Here is a 17,304-nt window from a genome sequence, read left to right on the forward strand (position 1 = left end):
ACCCGCGTTCCAGCATCTACACGCCCGCGCCGTCGACGCCGAAGCCGCCGCTCAAGCCTTGCGGGAGGACAACGACCGGCTCCGCGAACGCGTCGCCGTCTATGCCCAGGTCATCCACGAACTGCGCACCGAGCTGGACCGGCGCACCGACACCAGCAACCAGCGCAGCCCCGTCCGGAGCCTCCCCACCAGCAACACCTGACGAGCGAGGCAGTCACGGCCTACCTAAGGACTTCAAAGGGACTCGGTCCATCACCCGGCCGGGGGCGGTCCCGCGCCCAGGAAGGCCACGATCAGGCGTCCCTGGTCGTCCACCAACGACTCTCCGCCCAGCCCCTGCGTTGCTGCCTATCGGGCCACCGCAGCCGGGCCTCCTGACCCGGTTGCACCGCGGCAGCGAGCCCTTCCGGCACACCCCGCAAAAGCCCGCCTCACTGCGGAACCTCGGCCGGGTCAGCTCACCCAGTTCGGCATCGAGCGGGATCTGCTCGTTCCCCACCAGCAGGACGACAGACAGGGGTGACTTCCGCCCTCGTCTGCAGGGGCGTACGTGCGGGAGGCCCGCGCGTTGTCCCCCGGTGCGGGCCTTCTGCGGGTCGGTCCTTGCGGCCGTGAGGCAAGCGGAGGTGAGCCTCATCGCGAACCGGCTGCGGGGACGAGGGCCGGGCTGCAGCGGCTCCCCCTGCGGGAGGCGGCTCCGGCCCGCCGGAGGTTGACGGCGCCCGTGACCGTGCCGGGCTAGGCGCGTTGAGCGACCAGCATGCACTCGCCGCGCTCCGCATGCGCGTCACGGCGTCGGCGTCACCCGGATGCCGAGCGTTCCGGCCTCACCTCGGCGCAGTCGGCTGCCGAGGAGGCTGAGGCGGCCGATGATGCCGTACTTGCGGGCGATGAGCTGCCGATAGCGGGCCGTGGTGGCGTCGTCGCAGATCTCGGCGGTGGCGGGAACCTGGTCGCCCGTCGAATTGCCGCGTAGATCGCAGGGGCCGACGAGGACATCGGCGCGGGCCCGGATCCGCTTGACTTTCCAGGAGTCCACGGCCGTCCAGACGCCGAGCGCGTCGCCGTCACGCACCACCCAGACGGGGGTGGCGACCGGGGTGCCGTTCCTGCGGTAGCTGGTGATCAGCAGATACTTGCCCGTACCGAGCCGGTCCAGTGAGGCGTTGTCCATGCTCGCAGTCACAGGTTGTTCGCGTAGAAGCTGGTGAGTCGTTCGACGGCGGCGTCGACGTGTGCGGGTTCGTCGTACATCTCGTAGTGGCCGGCGCCGTCGATCACCATGAGGTCGACGGGGTTGGGGGCCAGCTTCCACAGCTGCATGCCCATGTCGTAGGAGCCGGTGTTGCCGATGCGTCCGGCGAGGATCACCTGCAAGGGCTGAGTCATGAGCCGATCGGCCAAGTGGAAGGCGTCGTAGCCCAGCAGGAGGGAGTCGCTGCGCAGGAGGCGCCGGTTCGTGGAGTGTTCGTTGCCGCCGCGCTCGGTGCGGTAGTAGGTGACGGCCTGAGTGGTGTCGATGTCGGTCAGGCCCGCTGCCGCGGCGTCCTCGAGGGTGTCGGGCAGCCAGTTCACGCGGGTCGTCTCGGCGGAGCGGGCCTCTTCGGTCCGTGCGTCCGCGAGGGCGTCGAGTGCTGCGGCCGGACCGTCGGGGGAGAAGGTGCGGAACGCGTTGCCGATGTTGACGGGGACGACTGTGGCGACCGCTTTGATGCGGTGGTCCGTGCGGGCGGTGTGGACGGCGTAGCCGCCACCGGCGCAGATGCCGAGGACGCCGATGCGCTGTGGGTCGATGCCGGGCGTCGTGGTGAGCGCGTCGATGGCGTAGGAGATGTCCTCACCGCGGCGGTAGGGGTCTTCGAGGTCGCGGGGCTCGCCCTGGCTCTGGCCCTGGTGGGCGGGGTCGAGGACGAGCGCGACGATGCCGTGGGTGGCGAGACGGGAGGCGTAGTTGGCGCCGATCTGCTCCTTGACGCTGCTGCCGGGGGTGGAGAGCACCACGGCGGGCAGCGGTGCGCTGCTGTCGGCGTTGTTCGGCAGGTGGAGGTCCGCGGCGAGGTCGATGGGACCGCGCGGGATCGTGAGGTGCTGAAGCATGGCTGGCTTCCTTCGTGAGATTGTTGTTCCATAGGAGTCCAGTACAAGACCATATCTTGTACGATCTGAAACTAATACGAAACCGTACCACCTGGAGCGGAGGATCGCGTGTCGGTCGACGGGGCGCAGCTGTGGACGCTGAACCAGCGGCTGCTGGCAGTCGTGATGGATGCCTGCACGGAGGAGCTGGCCGAGCTCGGGTTGGAGACGAAGGAGTTTTTCGTCCTGGCAGAGGTGGAGGCATCGCCGTACCCGGCCGAGATCGCGACCGCGCTACTGCTGCCCAAGGCGAGCGTGACGGTCTACGTCCGCAACCTCGTCACCAAGGGCTTCATCCGCCGCGAGATCGACGAGGCGGACCTGCGGCGTCATCGGCTCGTGCTGACCGACGAGGGCACGAAAGCACGCGATCGAGCCCTTGCAGCCCTCGCGGCGGAGTACGACCGCAGGTTGGCGAGGGTCACCCCCCAGGACCGCGTTGAGCTGCAACGCATCCTCAAAGCGATGCTCGACTCGCCCGCGTCAGCCCGTATGCGCGAGTGATTCGTCTGTCCCCTGCGCTGCTGCCCCTTCGGGCTGCGACCCCACTTACTGATCGTTTCAGAATGCCTTCCGGAGTCGGCGAAGGCAGATGATTCCGCAGGCCAGCTCTAGCAGCCCTTGGTGGAGATCGGCACGGCGTTCGTAGCGGATCCGCAGCCGTTTGAACTGATGGAGCCAGGCGAATGTAGGCTCGACTACCCACCTGGTGCGCCCAAGGCCCGAGCCGTGTGCGACCCCGCGTCTGGCGATGACGGGCTTGATCCCGCGCGCCCACAACAGGCGGCGGTACTTGTCGAAGTCGTAGCCGCGGTCGGCGTACAGCCGTTTGGGCCGATTGCGGGGGCGCCCGCGCAGTCCCCGGATACGTGGGATCGCTTCCAGTAACGGGATCAGCTGCGTGACGTCGTGTCGATTTCCCCCGGTCACGGAGATGGCCAGCGGAGTGCCGTGCTGGTCGACGATCACATGGTGCTTGGAGCCAGGACGCGCACGATCGACAGGTGAAGGACCGACATGGGCTCCCCCCTTCAGCGCACGGACGTGAGAGCCGTCAATCGCGGTGTCGTCCATCGCGAGCAGTCCCCATGCTCTCAATTCACCGAGGAGAGCGTTGTGGAGGCGGGGCCAGACGCCGGCCTCGGTCCAGTCCCGAAGCCGACGCCAACTTGTCACCCCTGAGCAGCCGACGACCTGAGCAGGAACATCCCGCCACGCGACGCCCTTCCGCAGCACGTAGACGATGCCGGCCAGAGCAACTCGGTCCGGTACCGGCAACCGCCCAGGATTGCGGTACCGCCGAGAACGCCGCGGCGGGAGCAACGGAACTATCCGCTCCCACAGGTCATCAGGAACAAGATCGGCAGACTTTCGACAGATCCTGCCCCGACATACCTTCAGCCGGGAGTCGTTACATCGGCCGGTGCCTGAAACGACCGACCCGCCCCTCGGTTTCCGAAAGCCGGATACCCCGGCAGCGGGGCCACATCCCAGCCTCCGGCGATCTCACGCAACAACAACCGCATCGTCTGCGCGAACGCCGGGAACTCCTCCAGCGTGCTCGCCACTTCCCAGCGATGCCTCAGCACCTGACGCCTCGTCGGGACCGGACGCCGAGTGCGGTGCAGCGGCTCGTCCTCCACGGTGTGAGGAAGCATCCTCACCGTCGCGTCCATCGTCCAGACCGCTATGGCCTGTCGCATGCCGGCCTGCCACACCTCGTCCTCGGCCAGCGCCGGGTACACACCGACGAGCTCCGCGCGATACGTCTGCTCGATCTCCGTGGCGATCCCGGTCGGCAGGGTGAAGACGCACCAGCAGCTGGAGAAGGGCATCCGGCAGTACGCGGCCGTCAGGAACACCGACTGGTAGCAGGCCGCCTCGAAGTCGATCAGCCGCAGCCCCTGGGAGGTGAGCAGGTTGTTGTCAGGACAGGTATCACCCGGAGTGAAGGCCGGATACTCCTCCCCACCCGCTGTCCCGATCCGGGCCAACTCCCCGGCAAGGCCCGGAGGAACTGCGAGTCCGGCGCCGTCGAGCAGCGCGAGCAGATCGGTGGCCCTCTGCGCGATCCACGGCTCGTCCCCCCAGGACCGCATGCCCTTGTCGTACCGGGACCACAGCAGCGCGAGATCGGCACGCCGGTGCACCGACGCGGCGGCCAGTTGCCCGAGCCCGCGGGCCCAGGCCCGCAACCCGCTCTCCGCGGCCGTCGGATCACTCCCGAGCAGAACGTCCGCCAGGGTAGGCGCGTTCCCGAGATCCGCCATGACCAGCAGGGGAACCTCGGGGTCCACACCCAGCACCTCGGGACCGGCGATCCCGAGAGACAGCCCCGCGGCCTCAGCCGTGAAGCCGCGCAGGGACTCCGGCTCGTCGCCGAACGCCTTGACGATCACACTGCCGCCACCGGCCGTTTCACAACGCAACACGGTGCTACGCGAGCTGCCACCCAGGTCGACCGGGCCGGACAACTCGAGATCCAACAGTTCGCCGGCGGCGCGCAAGATCGACTCCACCCCGGCATTCTGCCACCACCACCTTGGACGCCGCAGGCCGCTATGTGAACGCCAACCATTTTGAAACGATCAGTTAGTTCAGAGAAGGCCTTCTCTGAACTACGGCTGCTGGCCAGCTTCGCGGAGCACCCTGCGGCAGCGACGGTGTGGAGGTTGGTCGGCATCGCCTCGCCTGCGACCTCTATGGGTGTTCGCTGAGTTGGAGGAGGCCGGCGAGAGAGAAACACAAGGCGCCGGTGAGAGTGCCCCAGTTGGCGATGTCGGCGTTGACGAGGCTGTCGGTGGCAGGGCGGGTGTAGGCAGCGAGCGCAGAGACCATGAAGAGGGCGGAACCGAGTTGGTTCACGGCCACGATCCGCCAGCCGAGGCTGTGCGGGCGGAGGCAGGGCCGGCCGTGGCAGAGCTCGACGAAGCCCAGGTGGCCGGAGACCAGGAAGAGGGCACAGCCGATCACGTTGGGCACCCAGATCAGCCGGTTGACCTGGTGGACGTTCAGGCCCTGCAGGAAGGAGTCCAGCAGGTCGACGGCGAAGACGAGGGTGCCTGCAAACAGGACGAACGTGCTCAGCCAGTCCACCCGCATCGGTTCGTAACTCCACCACCGCCAGCGGCCGGTGACCAGTCGGCCTTCGCCGCCGCCTTCGTGGCGGGGCGCGTTGATCACCTGGAGCAGTGAGACGTACCCGCCGGTGGTGAAGAACAGGCCGCCCGCGAAGTAGATCGAGGCGCATGCGGTGGCGTTGCCGGAGCCGAACTGGGCGACGGCCGCGCCGGCGGCGAAGAGGGCCCCGCCGATGACGAAGGCGATCGCCGCGATGGTGTTGAGTCTGTGCAGGCGGGCGATGGCGACGGCGTCTGCACGGATGTGCTGGGTTGCCGTCATGCCGTGGGGGCGGACGGCGAGAACGCCGCGTCGGCGCGCGAGCCGGGACTCCCACACGGCGGTGCCGCCGCCGGGAGGGTGCCAGGTGAGCCGGGTGGTGAACGGTCCCGCGCCCTCGGCGCGCTGCTCAGGCTGTACCACGGGCCGAGCCTCCATATTCGAGCGGGAGGGAAAGACGGGGGAGACGCCGTCGGTCCGAGCCGTCGCTGCAGCCTGCGGGGGTGGTGTGGCCTGGTGCCTGGCCTGCTCGGTCTGGGCGGCGGGATGCGGGGCGCGGCCGGTTCATGCGGGTGGGATGGCGGCGATGCCGCCCTCTTCTTCGGGGCTGATGGGTGGGCGTCGTTTGGTGCCGCGCCACCACAGCAGGCCCGTAGGTGGAGATGGTGACCAACGCGGCTCCGACGACGACGTAGATGCTCAGGACGACGAACTGCTGGGTGATGGCGTTGCCGTCGAAGTACAGGGTGTTGCGGACCAGGGGTGCCCCGTTCCACGGAGTCAGAACGGGGCCGAGGTACTGCCAGAAGGCCGGCAGGTAGGCGGTTCCGTTGACTCCGCCGGTGGAGGGGTTGCCGAAGAGGACGACGATGACGACAGTGAGCAGGGTGCCGATCGGGCCGATCAGGCTCTGAAGCGTTGCGGCGAGCAGCGCGACGGCCAGGCACATGAGGGTGAACTCTCCCCATAGGGGCCAGAAGTTGGTGTCGACGTCCGGGTGTGCGCCGAGGATCGGACCAATGATCACGTCGAAGACCAGGCCGGCGATGACCGCGTAGCCGATGAGGCTGAGAACGCGGCGGCGGGCTGACGCCGTGCCGGTGCGCTGCACGGCGAGAGTGGAGCCCAGGTAGCCGGCCACGAGCAGCGCGAACACCGCGATACCTGGGACGACGCCGAGCGGACCCTGCTTGGGAAGTCTGTTGGTCACCTTGAAGGCGAGATGTTGGCCCTCGCCCTTGGCGGCCTTCTCGTAGAGAGCGGGCATCTGGCCGGGGGCGACCAGGCTCGCGGCCTCGGCGATCACCACGGTGTGCTCTGTGCCACGAAGCCGCCGTAGATCTCCGTGCGGTTGGCGGCGTCCTCCAGGGCGGCCTGGTCCTTGTAGTGGTGGATCTTCAGCGAGATGTGTTCCTGGACGGCTGTGGTCAGCGGTGAACTGCCGGTCACGCCCCACGGAAGGTTGTGGGCGACCACGGCGTGCTGCGCCGACACGTAGGTCGTGACCATGATGGAGGCCATCACCAGGGCGATCAGCAGGCCGCTGATCAACGCCCGCCAGGACGGCGGCCTCGGTCCCTCATCAGGTCCCCTTGACTCGGTACGTCCTCCTCCCGACCCGCCGGGGGCCAGCTGCGCCGGGCTCTTCGCGCCGGGGGCCGTGGGCACAGGCGACGCGGCACTGTCCCCGGCGCTGCGGTCTGCGTTCCGGCCGGAGTAACCTCCTGCGTCGCTCATGGCTTTTCCCTGCCTGTGTGCACTGAGGGCGCTTGGGGCTCCTCGTTTCACACGCCCCTGAACACGCAGCGACTCTGCCAGAGCGGACCGTGCAAAACAGTCATTTTGTGAGCGTTTTATCCATTTCGGTCCGACAGTCGAGCAGTCCCTGACTCGGGTTTGGATCCCGAGTCTCACGTACACAGGACTCGCCAGGCTCGCGGACCGCACGTTCGCCCGGTGCGACCGTGTAGTTGGCGGCGAGCAGGTCTTGGACGGCGAAGACCGTCACGTCGTCGGCGGCCGCGACCTCGACGACGGCCAGCCCCGGCTGCTCGACGTGCGCGTCGTGGATCGGTCTCATGCCCAGCATGACCTGCCCGCGCCTGTGAAGGCTTTGGCGATCGCGCGGCTTTCACCCGTCCGGGAACGAGAGTCGGCACGGGAATCCACGGCGGTGGACACCCCGTCCACGGGGCCGACCACGGCAGGCCAGGGAGCTATTGGACCGCTGGCATGTGACTCGCTGCGCAGACTCACGTCACTGGAGGCGTACGCACCGCAACCCGGTGCACCGGCAGGGCCGAGTTCGCGCAGGTGTCGTCGCCGTCCCAAGTGGTCTCGGCTGGTCTCGGCTATCCGAGACTTGGGTGCGTGCAGGTGTACTGGCAGCTGGACTACACGCTGCTGTTCGGTGAGTTCGTTCGACACTGAACGAAACCTGGGCTCGTACTACACACGGCAGGGCGTCAGCGTGCTGGGACCGCGGCAGGCGATCGACGTCGGCTCCCTGCTCACGGGCGGCCCGCTGTACCTCGGAGCAGGCCCGGGTCTGACGTTCTTCCACCGGTGGCGGCAGCAGGAGAGGTAAAGGGGTGAGGCCGCCGCGGCGGCCTCACCCGGGAGTCCATCGGGCGGGCTTCAGACCAGGAAGGCAGGAGTGGGGTTCCGAAGCGGTCGGTCGACGTTCTTCATCAGTGGCATCACCCGCTCATGAGTGTCTCCCGCACGGTCGAGCACCGTGACTTTCACGTGGAGGTCTTGGACCTCCTGCATGGCTCGTTCTGAGAGCCAGCCGATACCGGTCGGGTGGCCGGCACTGATGAAGGCTCCGCGTCCCAGGTGCTTGAAGTCGAAGTGCTCGCCTTTCGCCAACTGCCGGTTCTTGATGGCCGCCACCACTTCCTCTTGGGGCATCCAGTGGCCGGGGTTGGCCGCCCAGGCAGCGATCGCGGCAGGGCTGAACACGATCCAGTAAGCCACGTTTCTGATCACGGCCACGTCCTGCGATCCGTTGGCGAGCTGGAACGCCCACACCAGTCCGCCGGTGGGGGAGCGGTCGTACACGGCACCGACCGAACTGAGCGACGGCTTGACCGTCTGCGCGTACTGGGCTCGGGCGAGCGCGACTCCTCCCGTTCCCAGCACCGCGGTCACAGCGCTGCCGGTGTCCAGTAGATGGAGTTTCCACGGCCACGACCGTGCGACATGACCGGGCAGATTCTCCTTGACCAGGCAGAAGACCAGAAGGCTGACCGCGATCGCGGTCAGGATCCACAACAACCGGGAGAACAACCAACTGCGGTGCACGACACGCTGCTCTGTCTCCACCGATCCTCCCGGCTTCCAGGAGCGGATCCGGCCTGCCCGGATCCTGTTCGGCTCCTAAGACGACCACGGTCACGATTCGGTTTTCCAGCGACGGCGGTAGGGTGGCTTTAATGGTCTGATTCGGGGTCTGCCACAAGTTCCGTGAGCCGACTAGGTTCGGTGATCGCCAATCTCACCGTTTGTTGGGAGACTCACCGACCGGCCAGAGGTTCGGTCGGCTGAGACACTTCGGTCCTGTGACGACTTCAGAGCTTGCTCGCCAGATCCATGCCGCATCCCATCTGACCGGTGATTTCGTACTCCGCTCGGGACGTAGGGCCTCGGAGTACTTCGACAAGTACCGCTTCGAAGGTGACCCTGTTCTCCTCGATGCCATCGCCCAGGCAATGGCATCGCTCGTGCCGAACGGTACGGAGGTGCTGGCGGGCCTTGAGATGGGTGGTATCCCGGTCGTCACCGCGCTCGGCCGACACACCGGCCTTCCCTGCGCCATTGTCCGTAAACAGGCCAAGTCGTATGGAACGCGCCGCCTGGCTGAAGGCGCGGACATCGCTGGGCGCCGAGTGCTGGTCGTAGAGGACGTCGTCACTAGCGGTGGTCAGATCGTCTTGTCCACCGCCGAGTTGCGTGCCCTGGGTGCGGACGTTCGCGAGGCGCTCTGCGTCATCGACCGTCAACAGGGCGGGACCGAGACGCTTGCGGCCGAACAAATCCGCCTTCTGTCACTCCTGACCGCAGATGATCTGAGAACTACTGCCTGAGGCAGGGTGCCCATCAGGTGAGGAGAACTCGCTTCCGTAGCAGGGCGAAGCCGGCGCGGCCGAACATCTGCCGCTTGAGCATCTTGATCCGGTTGACTGCTCCTTCGACCGGGCCGGAGTTCCAGTCCGCGGTCAGGCCGGCTGTCACTGCATCGAAGTCGCTGTGCAGGCCGACGGCAAAGCTGCTGATGCCGGGCAGGTAACAGCAGGTCGAGGACTTGGTGGGTCTCAGCGTCGATCACGACCGTTCCGTAGACGTGCCCACGCCGCAACGCGAAGTCGTCCACGCCGACGACGCGGGGGCGCGTCACGGTCGGGTCGGGCAGGTCCATCACCCGGCGCGGCGGCGTGGTGCGGCTGGTGGCGATGCCCATGAGCTGGGCGAGACGGGCGCCAGCCCGGCCAGCCAGATCCAGACCGATCGCGCCCATCGTCTGCCGCAGCCGCTCAGTGACCCGGCCGTGGCGGCGGGTCAGTCCGGGCACCTGCTCCACGAACGTGCGTCGGCCGCATACCGTGGCCGTGCAGAAGAACCGCCGGACCCGTAAGACGAGTTGTGCGTTTCGCCCAGCCGCGGGTAGGTCTGCGGGAAACCGCAGGTAGGAGCTGTGGACGCGTTGCGCCGCCCTAGCCATCCGAGTGCGGTGAACACGTCATCGACGTCTCCCCGTCCCGGTCACGGCGCCCCGCCGCGAGCGCGGTCACCGCGGGCGGCACACCGCGGCGTTCGCGTTGATCGGCTGCCCGTCCGCACCGGCCGACCGGCGCCCCTGGCGTGGCCGCCATCGAGGGAGGGATCGAGAGGTGTACGGCCGCTGTACCGAGACGCACCACGTCTGTATCCGACGGGCGACAAGATCAGCCGCCACGACTGCCCCCGTGCGGCGTCCTCCTGCAGGGTGTGGCCTCCGGCCGCAGCCGGAGGCCGGTACCGCTGTCCCATTGACAGGTTCGTGGGCACCCTCGGCCAGACCGGTGTTCAGCTCGACCGCGCCCCGCGCCCCGCGCCTCCCGGCGCATTCGGCCGCTGGAAGCACGTCGACGAGCCGGGCGAATTCGCCGTGGAACGTCTGGAGCGCGTGGCCGGACACCACGCATTCTCGGGACGGGCTGCGTGGTGTCCGGCCACGCGCTCCAGACCTTCATCTCGACCGTCTGCCGGGCTGGACGGCCTGGTCAGGCGTTGGTCCGGTCCTCGAAGGTGTTGATCGCCACATCCGCCTGGCGCGGCCGCAAGAAACTGGGCCTGCTCCGGATTGCGGGAGCGGGGGCGCTTCGCCCTGACTCGGGTGCAGGGTCCGACCGTGAAGACGTTGCCATGGACCGCGGACGGGGCCTTGCGCGGATCGGGCGGCCAGGCGGGTCTCCTCCGGCTCACCGGTTTGCGCCGCTCCCCTCCGGCAGGACGCCGGTGCGGACCACGTCGGCGTACCACCGCGCACTGGCCTTGGGGATGCGCTTGCCGGTGGGGTAGTCGACGTAGACGGCACCGAAGCGCTTGCTGTAGCCGTAACCCCACTCGAAGTTGTCCAGCAGCGACCACAGGAAGTAGCCCCGGACATCCACGCCGGCCCCGATGGCGCGGAGTACGGCTGACAGGTGGCCATGTAGGTAGGCGATGCGTTCGGGGTCGGACACCTCGCCCTCCGGGTTCACGTAGTCGTCGAACGCGGCACCGTTCTCGGTGATCACCAGCGGCATCGCGGGGAAGTCTGCTGTGAGACGCGTCAGCAGGTCGTACAGACCGCTGGGGTCGACTGCCCAGCCCATCGCGGTGGTGTCGCCCGGCGGTCGGTGAAAGGTGACGTCGTCGGCGCCCGGCCAAGGGCTGTGCTTGCTCGCACCATGGCCGTCGGAACCATGGCCGGCCTCACCGGTGGTGGCGGAGACGACCGTCGGCGTGTAGTAGTTGACGCCCAGGAAGTCCAGCGGCTGGTGGATGGTGTCGGTGTCGCCGTCCTGTACGAAGGACCAGTCGGTCAGGCTCGCCGTGTCCTGGAGAAGGTCCTGGGGGTATTCGCCTTCCAGCAGCGGGCCCGTGAAGACGCGGTTGGCCAGAGCGTCGATCCGCCGAGCCGCGTTCAGGTCCTCGGTTGTCTCGGTCAGCGCGCGGACGTGGTGGATGTTGAGGGTGATGGACGTGTGGGCGCGGGCGGGCAGTTCGGCGCGCAGCGCCTGAACGGCCTTGCCGTGGGCGAGGTTGAGATGATGCGCCGCCCGCAGGGCGGCGACCGGGTCGGTGCGTCCCGGCGCGTGGACTCCTGAGCCGTATCCGAGAAAGGCACTGCACCAGGGCTCGTTGAGGGTGATCCAGGTCTTCACCCGGTCTCCCAGCGCATGTGCCGCCAAGGCGGCGTAGTCGGCGAACCGGTCGGAGGTGGTGCGCTCCGGCCAGCCGCCGGCGTCCTCCAACTCCTGCGGCAGGTCCCAGTGGTACAGCGTGACGACCGGTTCGATGCCCTTCTCCAGCAGTGCGTCGGTCAGGGCGCGATAGAAGTCGAGCCCCTTTTCGACGGCCGGGCCGCGGCCGGTCGGCTGCACGCGCGGCCACGACAGGGAGAACCGGTAAGCGCTCACCCCGAGGTCGGCCATGATGTCGACGTCCTCGTGCCAGCGGTGGTAGTGATCGGTGGCGATGTCACCGGTGTCACCGTTGCGCACCCTGCCGGGCGTGTGCGAGTAGGTGTCCCAGATCGAAGGAGTGCGTCCGTCCGCGGAAGCGGCACCCTCGATCTGGTAGGCGGCGGTGGCGGTGCCCCAGGTGAATCCCGGCGGGAACCTGCGGGTGGCGGTGTTCTCCAGGGCGGGCGCGACGCGTCGGATTGCGGTGGCCATGTGGGTCCTTCCAAGTGCGGGGCGGGGTGGGAGGGGCGGAGCTGCGTGCGGGCGTTGAGGGGCCGCGGCGGCGGGGGAGGGCACGGCATTCATCCCTTGACGGCTCCCTGCATGATGCCGCCGACGATCTGACGGCCGAAGACGACGAAAAGGGCGAGCAGAGGCAGCGTGCCGAGCAGCGCACCCGCCATGATCAGCGACTGGTCGCGCACGTATCCCGCGCTGAGCTGGGTGAGGGCGACGGGCACCGTCGGATTGGTCATGTCGAGCACGATGAAGGGCCAGAAGAAGTCGTTCCAGGCGTGCACGAACGTGATCATGAACAGCACGGCCATGGGGGGCCGGGCGATCGGCAGCACGATGCTCCAGAAGATGCGCAGGGAGTGCGCACCGTCCACCCGTCCGGCCTCGACGAGTTCGTCGGGCAGCGCTTCGGACAGGTACTGCCGCATGAAGAAGACGCCGACGGCGCTGACGAGGGTGGGGAAGATGACGGCGGGCAGCTTCTGCCCCCATCCCAGTTCCGTCATCATCATGAACAGCGGTACGACGCCCAGTTGAGGCGGCACCATCATCGTGCCGATCACGAGCATCAGCAGGATGTTGCGGCCCTTGAAGCGGAGTTTGGCGAAGGCGAAGCCGGCGAGGGTGGCGAAGAGCACCGTGGACAGGGCGATCGCGCCGGCCACGATCAGGCTGTTGAGCATGGCCTTGCCCAGTGCGGCGTCCTGCCAGGCCTTGCCGAGGTTGTCCAGGAGGTGGGGCCCGGGCAGGAAGGGCGGCGGCGTCTGGGTGACGCGCGTGTTGTCGGTCGACGCCGCCACCATCGTCCAGTAGAGGGGGAACAGGGAGAGCAGGGCGGCGAATCCCAGCAGAATGTAGGCGACGGGACCCGCGTGGTGCTGACGTCCGGCACCCGGGTGCCGGAACAGGCGGCGCCGTCCACTGGACGGGGTGGCCTTGCGGGTCTTCCGCGCGGTCGCGGGGCGTGCCTCCGTCGCCGGGACCGGGATGCTGTCTGTGGTCATGGAGATCTCCCGGTCAGGTCCTGCGCGTGAGGACGCGCTGGACGATCCGTTGGACGACGAACACGAGAATGAGCAGCAGGAACATCGCCCAGGCGACCGTGGCGGCCCGGCCCATCTGGTAGTTCTTCCAGCCCTCCTCGTACAGCAGCAGACCCAGCGTCTGGTACTGGTTGTCCGCTCCTCCGGTGATGCCGTTCGGGCCCTGACCGAAGATCAGGGGTTCACCGAAGAGCTGGGTGGCGCCGATCGTGGACAGGACGATGGTGAAGACGATGGTGGAGCGGATGCCGGGGACGGTGACCTTGAGGAACTGTTGCCACCGCGAGGCGCCGTCGATGGCCGCGGCCTCGTAGCGGTCGCGGGGGATCGCCTGCATCGCTGCGAGGTAGAGCAGGGCGTTGTAACCGGTCCATCGCCAGATGACGATGGACGAAATGGCCGTCTGCGCGGCCCACTTGTTGTTCTCCCAGTCGATGTTGTCGACACCGATCAGGCTCAGCGCCCAGTTGATCATGCCGAAGTCGCGCTCGAAGAGCATCGTGAACACCAGGGCCGCGGCACCGACCGAGGTGGCATAGGGCGTCAGGGCGGCGACGCGGAAGAACGTCGAGCCGCGCAGCTGGTAGTTGAGCAGGTGCGCCAGTCCGAGCGCCATCAGCAGTTGTGGCACGGTCGACAGGACGCCGATGGTGAAGGTGTTGGCCAGCGCGTTCCAGAACCGGTCGTCCTCCCACAGCGCCGTGTAGTTGTCGAAGCCGACCCACTCCATGAGGTTCAGGGTCGACAGTTCGACGCGGTGCAGCGAGATCCACGAGGTGTAGATGAGGGGGTAGAAGCTGAAGGCGGCGAAGACGACGAAGAACGGGGCGACGAAGGCGTACGGCGCACCCCGGACGTCGAGGCGGTGCAACAGCGTGCGGCGCCGCTGGCGCTCCGCGCCGATGCCGGAAGCACCGTCTGGGGGTGTCGAGGTGGAGATGGCCACCGGAAGGCGTCCTTCCTGGACGGGGGGTGAGGCGGGCAGGGGCCCAGCGGCCCACACGGGCCGTGCGTGGGGCGCCGGGCGGAGGAGGCGGGCGATGGCCCTGGGTCAGCCGGCGGCCTTCTCGATACGCTCGTCAGTGGTCTTCCACGCCTCGTTCGGGCTCTTGTTCTGCGCCTCGATCAAGGTCAGGCCCTGCGAGAAGATGTCCTTGATGGTGCCGTCCTTGCGGCCGAGCACCTGCTCGTCGGGGATCTCCTGGGCCGCGGCGCCGAAGATCTTCCCGATGGGGGCGCCACTGAAGTAGTCCGACTTGGCATTGACGACTTCAGGCATCTCCAACGCGGTCTGCGACGAGGGGAAGTTGCCGATCTTCTCGAAGAGGTAGGCCTGCTGCTCGGGAGCGGTGAGCCAGGCGATGAGGTCCTGCGCCTCCTTCTTGACGGGGCTCTGCTCCATCACGCCGAGGAAGGAACCGCCCCAGTTGGCGCCCTTGGGTGCCTTGGCGACGTCCCACTTGCCCTTGTTCTTGGGTCCCGCCTTCTCGCTGATGTGGGCGAGCATCCACGCCGGGCAGACGGTGCTGGCGAAGGTGCTGTTGGCCAGTCCGGGGTCCCAACCGGGCTGGAACTGGCGGAGTTTGGCGGTCAGATCGGAGGTGGCCGCTTCGGAGGCCAGCTTCCACGCGTCCTTCACGACGGGGTTGGTGGCGTAGATCAGCTTGCCCTGCTTGTCGTAGAACTGCTGGGAGTTGCCGTAGATCATGGCGTTGAACAGGCCGCTGGAGCTGTCCATGAAGGCGACCTTGTCGTCCTTCGAGTTCTGCTTGAACCGCTTGCCCGCGTCGACGTACTTCGACCAGTCGCCCTCCCACAGTTTGGCGACCTCGTCGCGGTCGGTGGGCAGGCCGGCCTGTTCGAAGAGGTCCTTGCGGTAGCAGACCGCCATCGGGCCGATGTCGGTGCCGAGGCCGATGACCTTCTTGTCGGCCGCGGTGACCTGGCTCTGCTTCCACGGAAGGAAGTGGTCCGTCCCGGCCACGCCGGCCAGATCGACGAACTTGTCCTTCTGGGTGTCGGACAGTTCCTTGGCCCTACCAATCTCTATGCCCTGGATGTCCTTGAGGCCGCTGCCTGCGGCCAAGTGGGTCTGCAGGGCGGTGTAGTAGGTCTGCTCGTCGCCCGCGACGTCAGCCTTGATGACGACGTTCGGGTGTTCCTTCATGTACTTGTCGAGCAGACCGGTCTCCTTGAAGCCCATGACACCGAAGAGCCCCATGGTGATGGTGACCTTGCCGTCCTTCTTGCCCCCACCGGTTCCCCCGTCGCTGCCTCCGCAGCCCACGAGCAGACCCAGGGCCGACGCGGCCGACACGACGGCCACGACCCTTGTACGCGGCTTCCTTCGGAACTTGTCCATTTCGTCCTCCTAGCGGCGGCGCTGACGCACCGGAGTTCGAGCCCACGGCTCGCCCTGAAGGCGTTATTTGTCTGTTGGGCACGTTCCCAATTAAGGGTGGGAACGTGCCCACCCAGGAGCTCGCAGCCTGGCCGCCGCTTAAGGCGTCTGTCAAGAAGTTGAATCCACTTCGTTGCGGAAAGATGTCGGGAGCCCGCGCCCGGACCCCGCGGGCCCGTCCCGTAGGTCTGGCACAATGCGCAGGTGGAAGCCGCCTGGGCATCGACGAGCGAGGGAGGCGTCATGGGGGGCAGGCAACGTCCGACCATCATCACCGTGGCCGCGCGCGCCGGTGTCGGACGCACCACGGTTTCACGAGTCATCAACGGTTCGGAGCTCGTCAGTGAGAAGGCGAGGGCTGCCGTGCTCGCCGCCATCGCCGAGCTGAACTACGTCCCGAACTCGGTTGCCCGCGGGCTGAAGACGAGCCGGACGAACTCCGTGGCCCTGGTGATCCCCGAGTCGGAGAGCAGACTGGGCTCGGAGCCCTACTTCTCGGCGGTCATCCGCGGGGTCAGCACCGCCCTCGCGGAGACCCGCACCCAACTCCAACTGGTGCTCGTACGCGACCAGGCCGAGCGCGACCAGCTCACCGAGTCGGTCGCGGAACGGCGTGTCGACGGCGTGCTCCTGGTCTCGGTGCACGAGCACGACCCGCTGCCGGGGTTGCTGGAGGACATGGGGCTGCCCACGGTGCTCGCCGGGCGTCGTTCCTCCGACGAGTCGCTCAGCCATGTGCACTCCGACAACGCGGGCGGCGCCGCGAAGGCCGTCAACCATCTCCTCGCGCGAGGGCGGCGCACCGTCGCCACCATCAGTGGACCGCTTGACATGGACGTAGCGCGCAGCAGGCTCCAGGGCTGGCGCGAGGCGCTCGAAAAGGCGGGCCACGAGGCCACGGACCGGCTCGTGACCTCGGCCGACTTCACCGAGGAGGGCGGCGCGGCGGCGATGCGTTCACTCCTTGAACGGGTCCCAGAGCTCGACGCCTTGTTCGTCGCCTCGGACGTCATGGCGGCAGGGGCTCTGGCAGAGCTGCGCAGGCAGGGGAGGGGGGTCCCCGACGACGTGGCCGTGGTCGGATTCGACGACTCCATCATCGCCCGGCACACCAATCCGCCCCTCAGCACAGTGCGTCAGCCCGTCGAGGAGATCGGCGCCATGATCGCCCAGATCCTTCTGGAGGAGATCGGCGACCCCGAAAGGCCGCGTCGGCGCGTCACGCTCCCCACTGAGCTCGTCGTACGCGACTCGTCATGAGTCCCTGATGGGCTGTTGGTGAGCGACCTATACGCAGTGGCGCCGCCTCGCCGCCGTCCTGATTCAGCACCGGGAGCGCCAGGTCGACCCCGTCCTGCTAGTGGTCCGCAGGCTTCTGGACGCGGACCATCCGAAGGTCCGGCAGGGCGGCACGATTTCACGGAATTCAGGGCCGCTCAAGGCGAACTCGCGCATCTGGACGCCTGCTTCTACTGCGCGGGTCTCTCCTCGGCCGGCCGCAGTGAGGAGGAATACTCCGGGATCATCCATGATCACACGCTGGCAGCCGCGGACGCGGTGAGCGCCGCTGCCCCGTCTCTGACCTTCACCTTCGTATCGGGGGAGGGCGCCTCCGAGTTGAGCCGCTCGGCGGGGGCCCGGGGCCTGAGGCGTACCG

19 protein-coding genes are annotated in these 17,304 nt (G+C 67.7%); 5 read left to right on the forward strand and 14 right to left on the reverse strand.

The window, feature by feature from the left end; genetic code table 11:
* Positions 1-58 precede the first annotated feature (58 nt).
* On the forward strand, positions 59-202 hold the full coding sequence (locus H293_RS60820; RefSeq protein ID WP_020123893.1) for a hypothetical protein: 144 nt from the start codon (positions 59-61) through the stop codon (positions 200-202).
* Between the two features lie 585 nt (positions 203-787).
* Here the strand turns inward: H293_RS60820 and H293_RS0142680 are convergent.
* Both H293_RS0142680 and H293_RS0142685 read right to left on the reverse strand, forming a co-directional pair.
* Complete coding sequence (locus H293_RS0142680; protein ID WP_020123894.1) at positions 788-1,174, reverse strand: PPOX class F420-dependent oxidoreductase; 387 nt, start codon at positions 1,172-1,174, stop codon at positions 788-790.
* 8 nt (positions 1,175-1,182) lie between these two features.
* Positions 1,183-2,118, reverse strand: coding sequence for an alpha/beta hydrolase (locus tag H293_RS0142685; protein WP_472727644.1), 936 nt, complete (start codon positions 2,116-2,118; stop codon positions 1,183-1,185).
* Positions 2,119-2,205: 87 nt separating this feature from the next.
* On the opposite strand from H293_RS0142685, the gene H293_RS0142690 reads away from it, so the two are divergent.
* Positions 2,206-2,640: a MarR family winged helix-turn-helix transcriptional regulator gene (locus tag H293_RS0142690; protein ID WP_020123896.1), complete on the forward strand. Its 435-nt coding sequence runs from the start codon at positions 2,206-2,208 to the stop codon at positions 2,638-2,640.
* A 57-nt stretch (positions 2,641-2,697) separates the two neighbouring features.
* On the opposite strand, the gene H293_RS55995 is transcribed toward H293_RS0142690, so the two are convergent.
* The 6 genes from H293_RS55995 to H293_RS51350 form a co-directional block, all read right to left on the reverse strand.
* Positions 2,698-3,516 carry an IS5 family transposase gene (locus H293_RS55995; protein WP_078612857.1) on the reverse strand — a complete coding sequence of 273 codons (819 nt, stop codon included), beginning with the start codon at positions 3,514-3,516 and terminating at the stop codon, positions 2,698-2,700.
* A 17-nt stretch (positions 3,517-3,533) separates the two neighbouring features.
* The gene (locus tag H293_RS0142700; RefSeq protein WP_259294669.1) at positions 3,534-4,568 is read right to left on the reverse strand and encodes a hypothetical protein; all 1,035 of its coding nucleotides are present in this window, start codon (positions 4,566-4,568) and stop codon (positions 3,534-3,536) included.
* Between the two features lie 268 nt (positions 4,569-4,836).
* Complete coding sequence (locus H293_RS0142705; RefSeq protein ID WP_020123899.1) at positions 4,837-5,679, reverse strand: hypothetical protein; 843 nt, start codon at positions 5,677-5,679, stop codon at positions 4,837-4,839.
* Complete coding sequence (locus H293_RS54010) at positions 5,666-6,565, reverse strand: hypothetical protein (RefSeq protein WP_020123900.1); 900 nt, start codon at positions 6,563-6,565, stop codon at positions 5,666-5,668. Before H293_RS54010 ends, H293_RS0142705 begins: the two co-directional genes overlap by 14 nt.
* Positions 6,559-6,993, reverse strand: a complete 435-nt coding sequence (locus tag H293_RS58740; protein ID WP_158694521.1) for a hypothetical protein — start codon at positions 6,991-6,993, stop codon at positions 6,559-6,561. The genes H293_RS54010 and H293_RS58740 overlap by 7 nt, the downstream gene beginning before the upstream one ends.
* A gap of 100 nt (positions 6,994-7,093) precedes the next feature.
* A complete protein-coding gene (locus H293_RS51350) occupies positions 7,094-7,336 on the reverse strand; it encodes a DUF6207 family protein (RefSeq protein ID WP_158694522.1) in 243 nt (80 codons plus the stop codon).
* A 330-nt stretch (positions 7,337-7,666) separates the two neighbouring features.
* On the opposite strand from H293_RS51350, the gene H293_RS56000 reads away from it, so the two are divergent.
* Positions 7,667-7,843 (forward strand): hypothetical protein, encoded by a 177-nt coding sequence (locus H293_RS56000; protein WP_020123903.1) that lies wholly within the window; start codon positions 7,667-7,669, stop codon positions 7,841-7,843.
* 50 nt (positions 7,844-7,893) lie between these two features.
* On the opposite strand, the gene H293_RS0142730 is transcribed toward H293_RS56000, so the two are convergent.
* On the reverse strand, positions 7,894-8,583 hold the full coding sequence (locus tag H293_RS0142730; protein WP_020123904.1) for a hypothetical protein: 690 nt from the start codon (positions 8,581-8,583) through the stop codon (positions 7,894-7,896).
* A gap of 236 nt (positions 8,584-8,819) precedes the next feature.
* On the opposite strand from H293_RS0142730, the gene pyrE reads away from it, so the two are divergent.
* Positions 8,820-9,344, forward strand: a complete 525-nt coding sequence (gene pyrE, locus H293_RS0142735) for an orotate phosphoribosyltransferase (RefSeq protein ID WP_020123905.1) — start codon at positions 8,820-8,822, stop codon at positions 9,342-9,344.
* Positions 9,345-9,357: 13 nt separating this feature from the next.
* Here the strand turns inward: pyrE and H293_RS60825 are convergent, their stop codons facing one another.
* The 5 genes from H293_RS60825 to H293_RS0142760 all read right to left on the reverse strand — a co-directional run bounded on the left by H293_RS60825 (position 9,358) and on the right by H293_RS0142760 (position 15,608).
* Positions 9,358-9,492, reverse strand: a complete 135-nt coding sequence (locus tag H293_RS60825; RefSeq protein WP_020123906.1) for a hypothetical protein — start codon at positions 9,490-9,492, stop codon at positions 9,358-9,360.
* 1,226 nt (positions 9,493-10,718) lie between these two features.
* A complete protein-coding gene (locus H293_RS0142745) occupies positions 10,719-12,179 on the reverse strand; it encodes a GH1 family beta-glucosidase (RefSeq protein WP_020123907.1) in 1,461 nt (486 codons plus the stop codon).
* Positions 12,180-12,268: 89 nt separating this feature from the next.
* Positions 12,269-13,207, reverse strand: a complete 939-nt coding sequence (locus H293_RS0142750) for a carbohydrate ABC transporter permease (RefSeq protein WP_020123908.1) — start codon at positions 13,205-13,207, stop codon at positions 12,269-12,271.
* Positions 13,208-13,220: 13 nt separating this feature from the next.
* Complete coding sequence (locus tag H293_RS0142755; RefSeq protein ID WP_020123909.1) at positions 13,221-14,192, reverse strand: carbohydrate ABC transporter permease; 972 nt, start codon at positions 14,190-14,192, stop codon at positions 13,221-13,223.
* A gap of 105 nt (positions 14,193-14,297) precedes the next feature.
* A complete protein-coding gene (locus tag H293_RS0142760; RefSeq protein WP_028808696.1) occupies positions 14,298-15,608 on the reverse strand; it encodes an extracellular solute-binding protein in 1,311 nt (436 codons plus the stop codon).
* A 282-nt stretch (positions 15,609-15,890) separates the two neighbouring features.
* Between H293_RS0142760 and H293_RS0142765 the strand changes: the two genes are divergently transcribed.
* Positions 15,891-16,907, forward strand: coding sequence for a LacI family DNA-binding transcriptional regulator (locus tag H293_RS0142765; protein ID WP_020123911.1), 1,017 nt, complete (start codon positions 15,891-15,893; stop codon positions 16,905-16,907).
* The last annotated feature ends 397 nt before the right edge of the window (positions 16,908-17,304 follow it).

Source organism: Streptomyces canus 299MFChir4.1, assembly GCF_000383615.1.
Taxonomy (GTDB): domain Bacteria; phylum Actinomycetota; class Actinomycetes; order Streptomycetales; family Streptomycetaceae; genus Streptomyces; species Streptomyces canus_C.

Coding starts and splice junctions, on each gene's coding strand:
- H293_RS0142765 (WP_020123911.1), top strand. CDS start 15,891: ATGGGGGGCAGGCAACGTCCGACCATCATCACCGTGGCCGCGCGCGCC.
- H293_RS58740 (WP_158694521.1), bottom strand. CDS start 6,993: ATGAGCGACGCAGGAGGTTACTCCGGCCGGAACGCAGACCGCAGCGCC.
- H293_RS0142750 (WP_020123908.1), bottom strand. CDS start 13,207: ATGACCACAGACAGCATCCCGGTCCCGGCGACGGAGGCACGCCCCGCG.
- H293_RS0142745 (WP_020123907.1), bottom strand. CDS start 12,179: ATGGCCACCGCAATCCGACGCGTCGCGCCCGCCCTGGAGAACACCGCC.
- H293_RS51350 (WP_158694522.1), bottom strand. CDS start 7,336: ATGAGACCGATCCACGACGCGCACGTCGAGCAGCCGGGGCTGGCCGTC.
- H293_RS0142680 (WP_020123894.1), bottom strand. CDS start 1,174: ATGGACAACGCCTCACTGGACCGGCTCGGTACGGGCAAGTATCTGCTG.
- H293_RS0142760 (WP_028808696.1), bottom strand. CDS start 15,608: ATGGACAAGTTCCGAAGGAAGCCGCGTACAAGGGTCGTGGCCGTCGTG.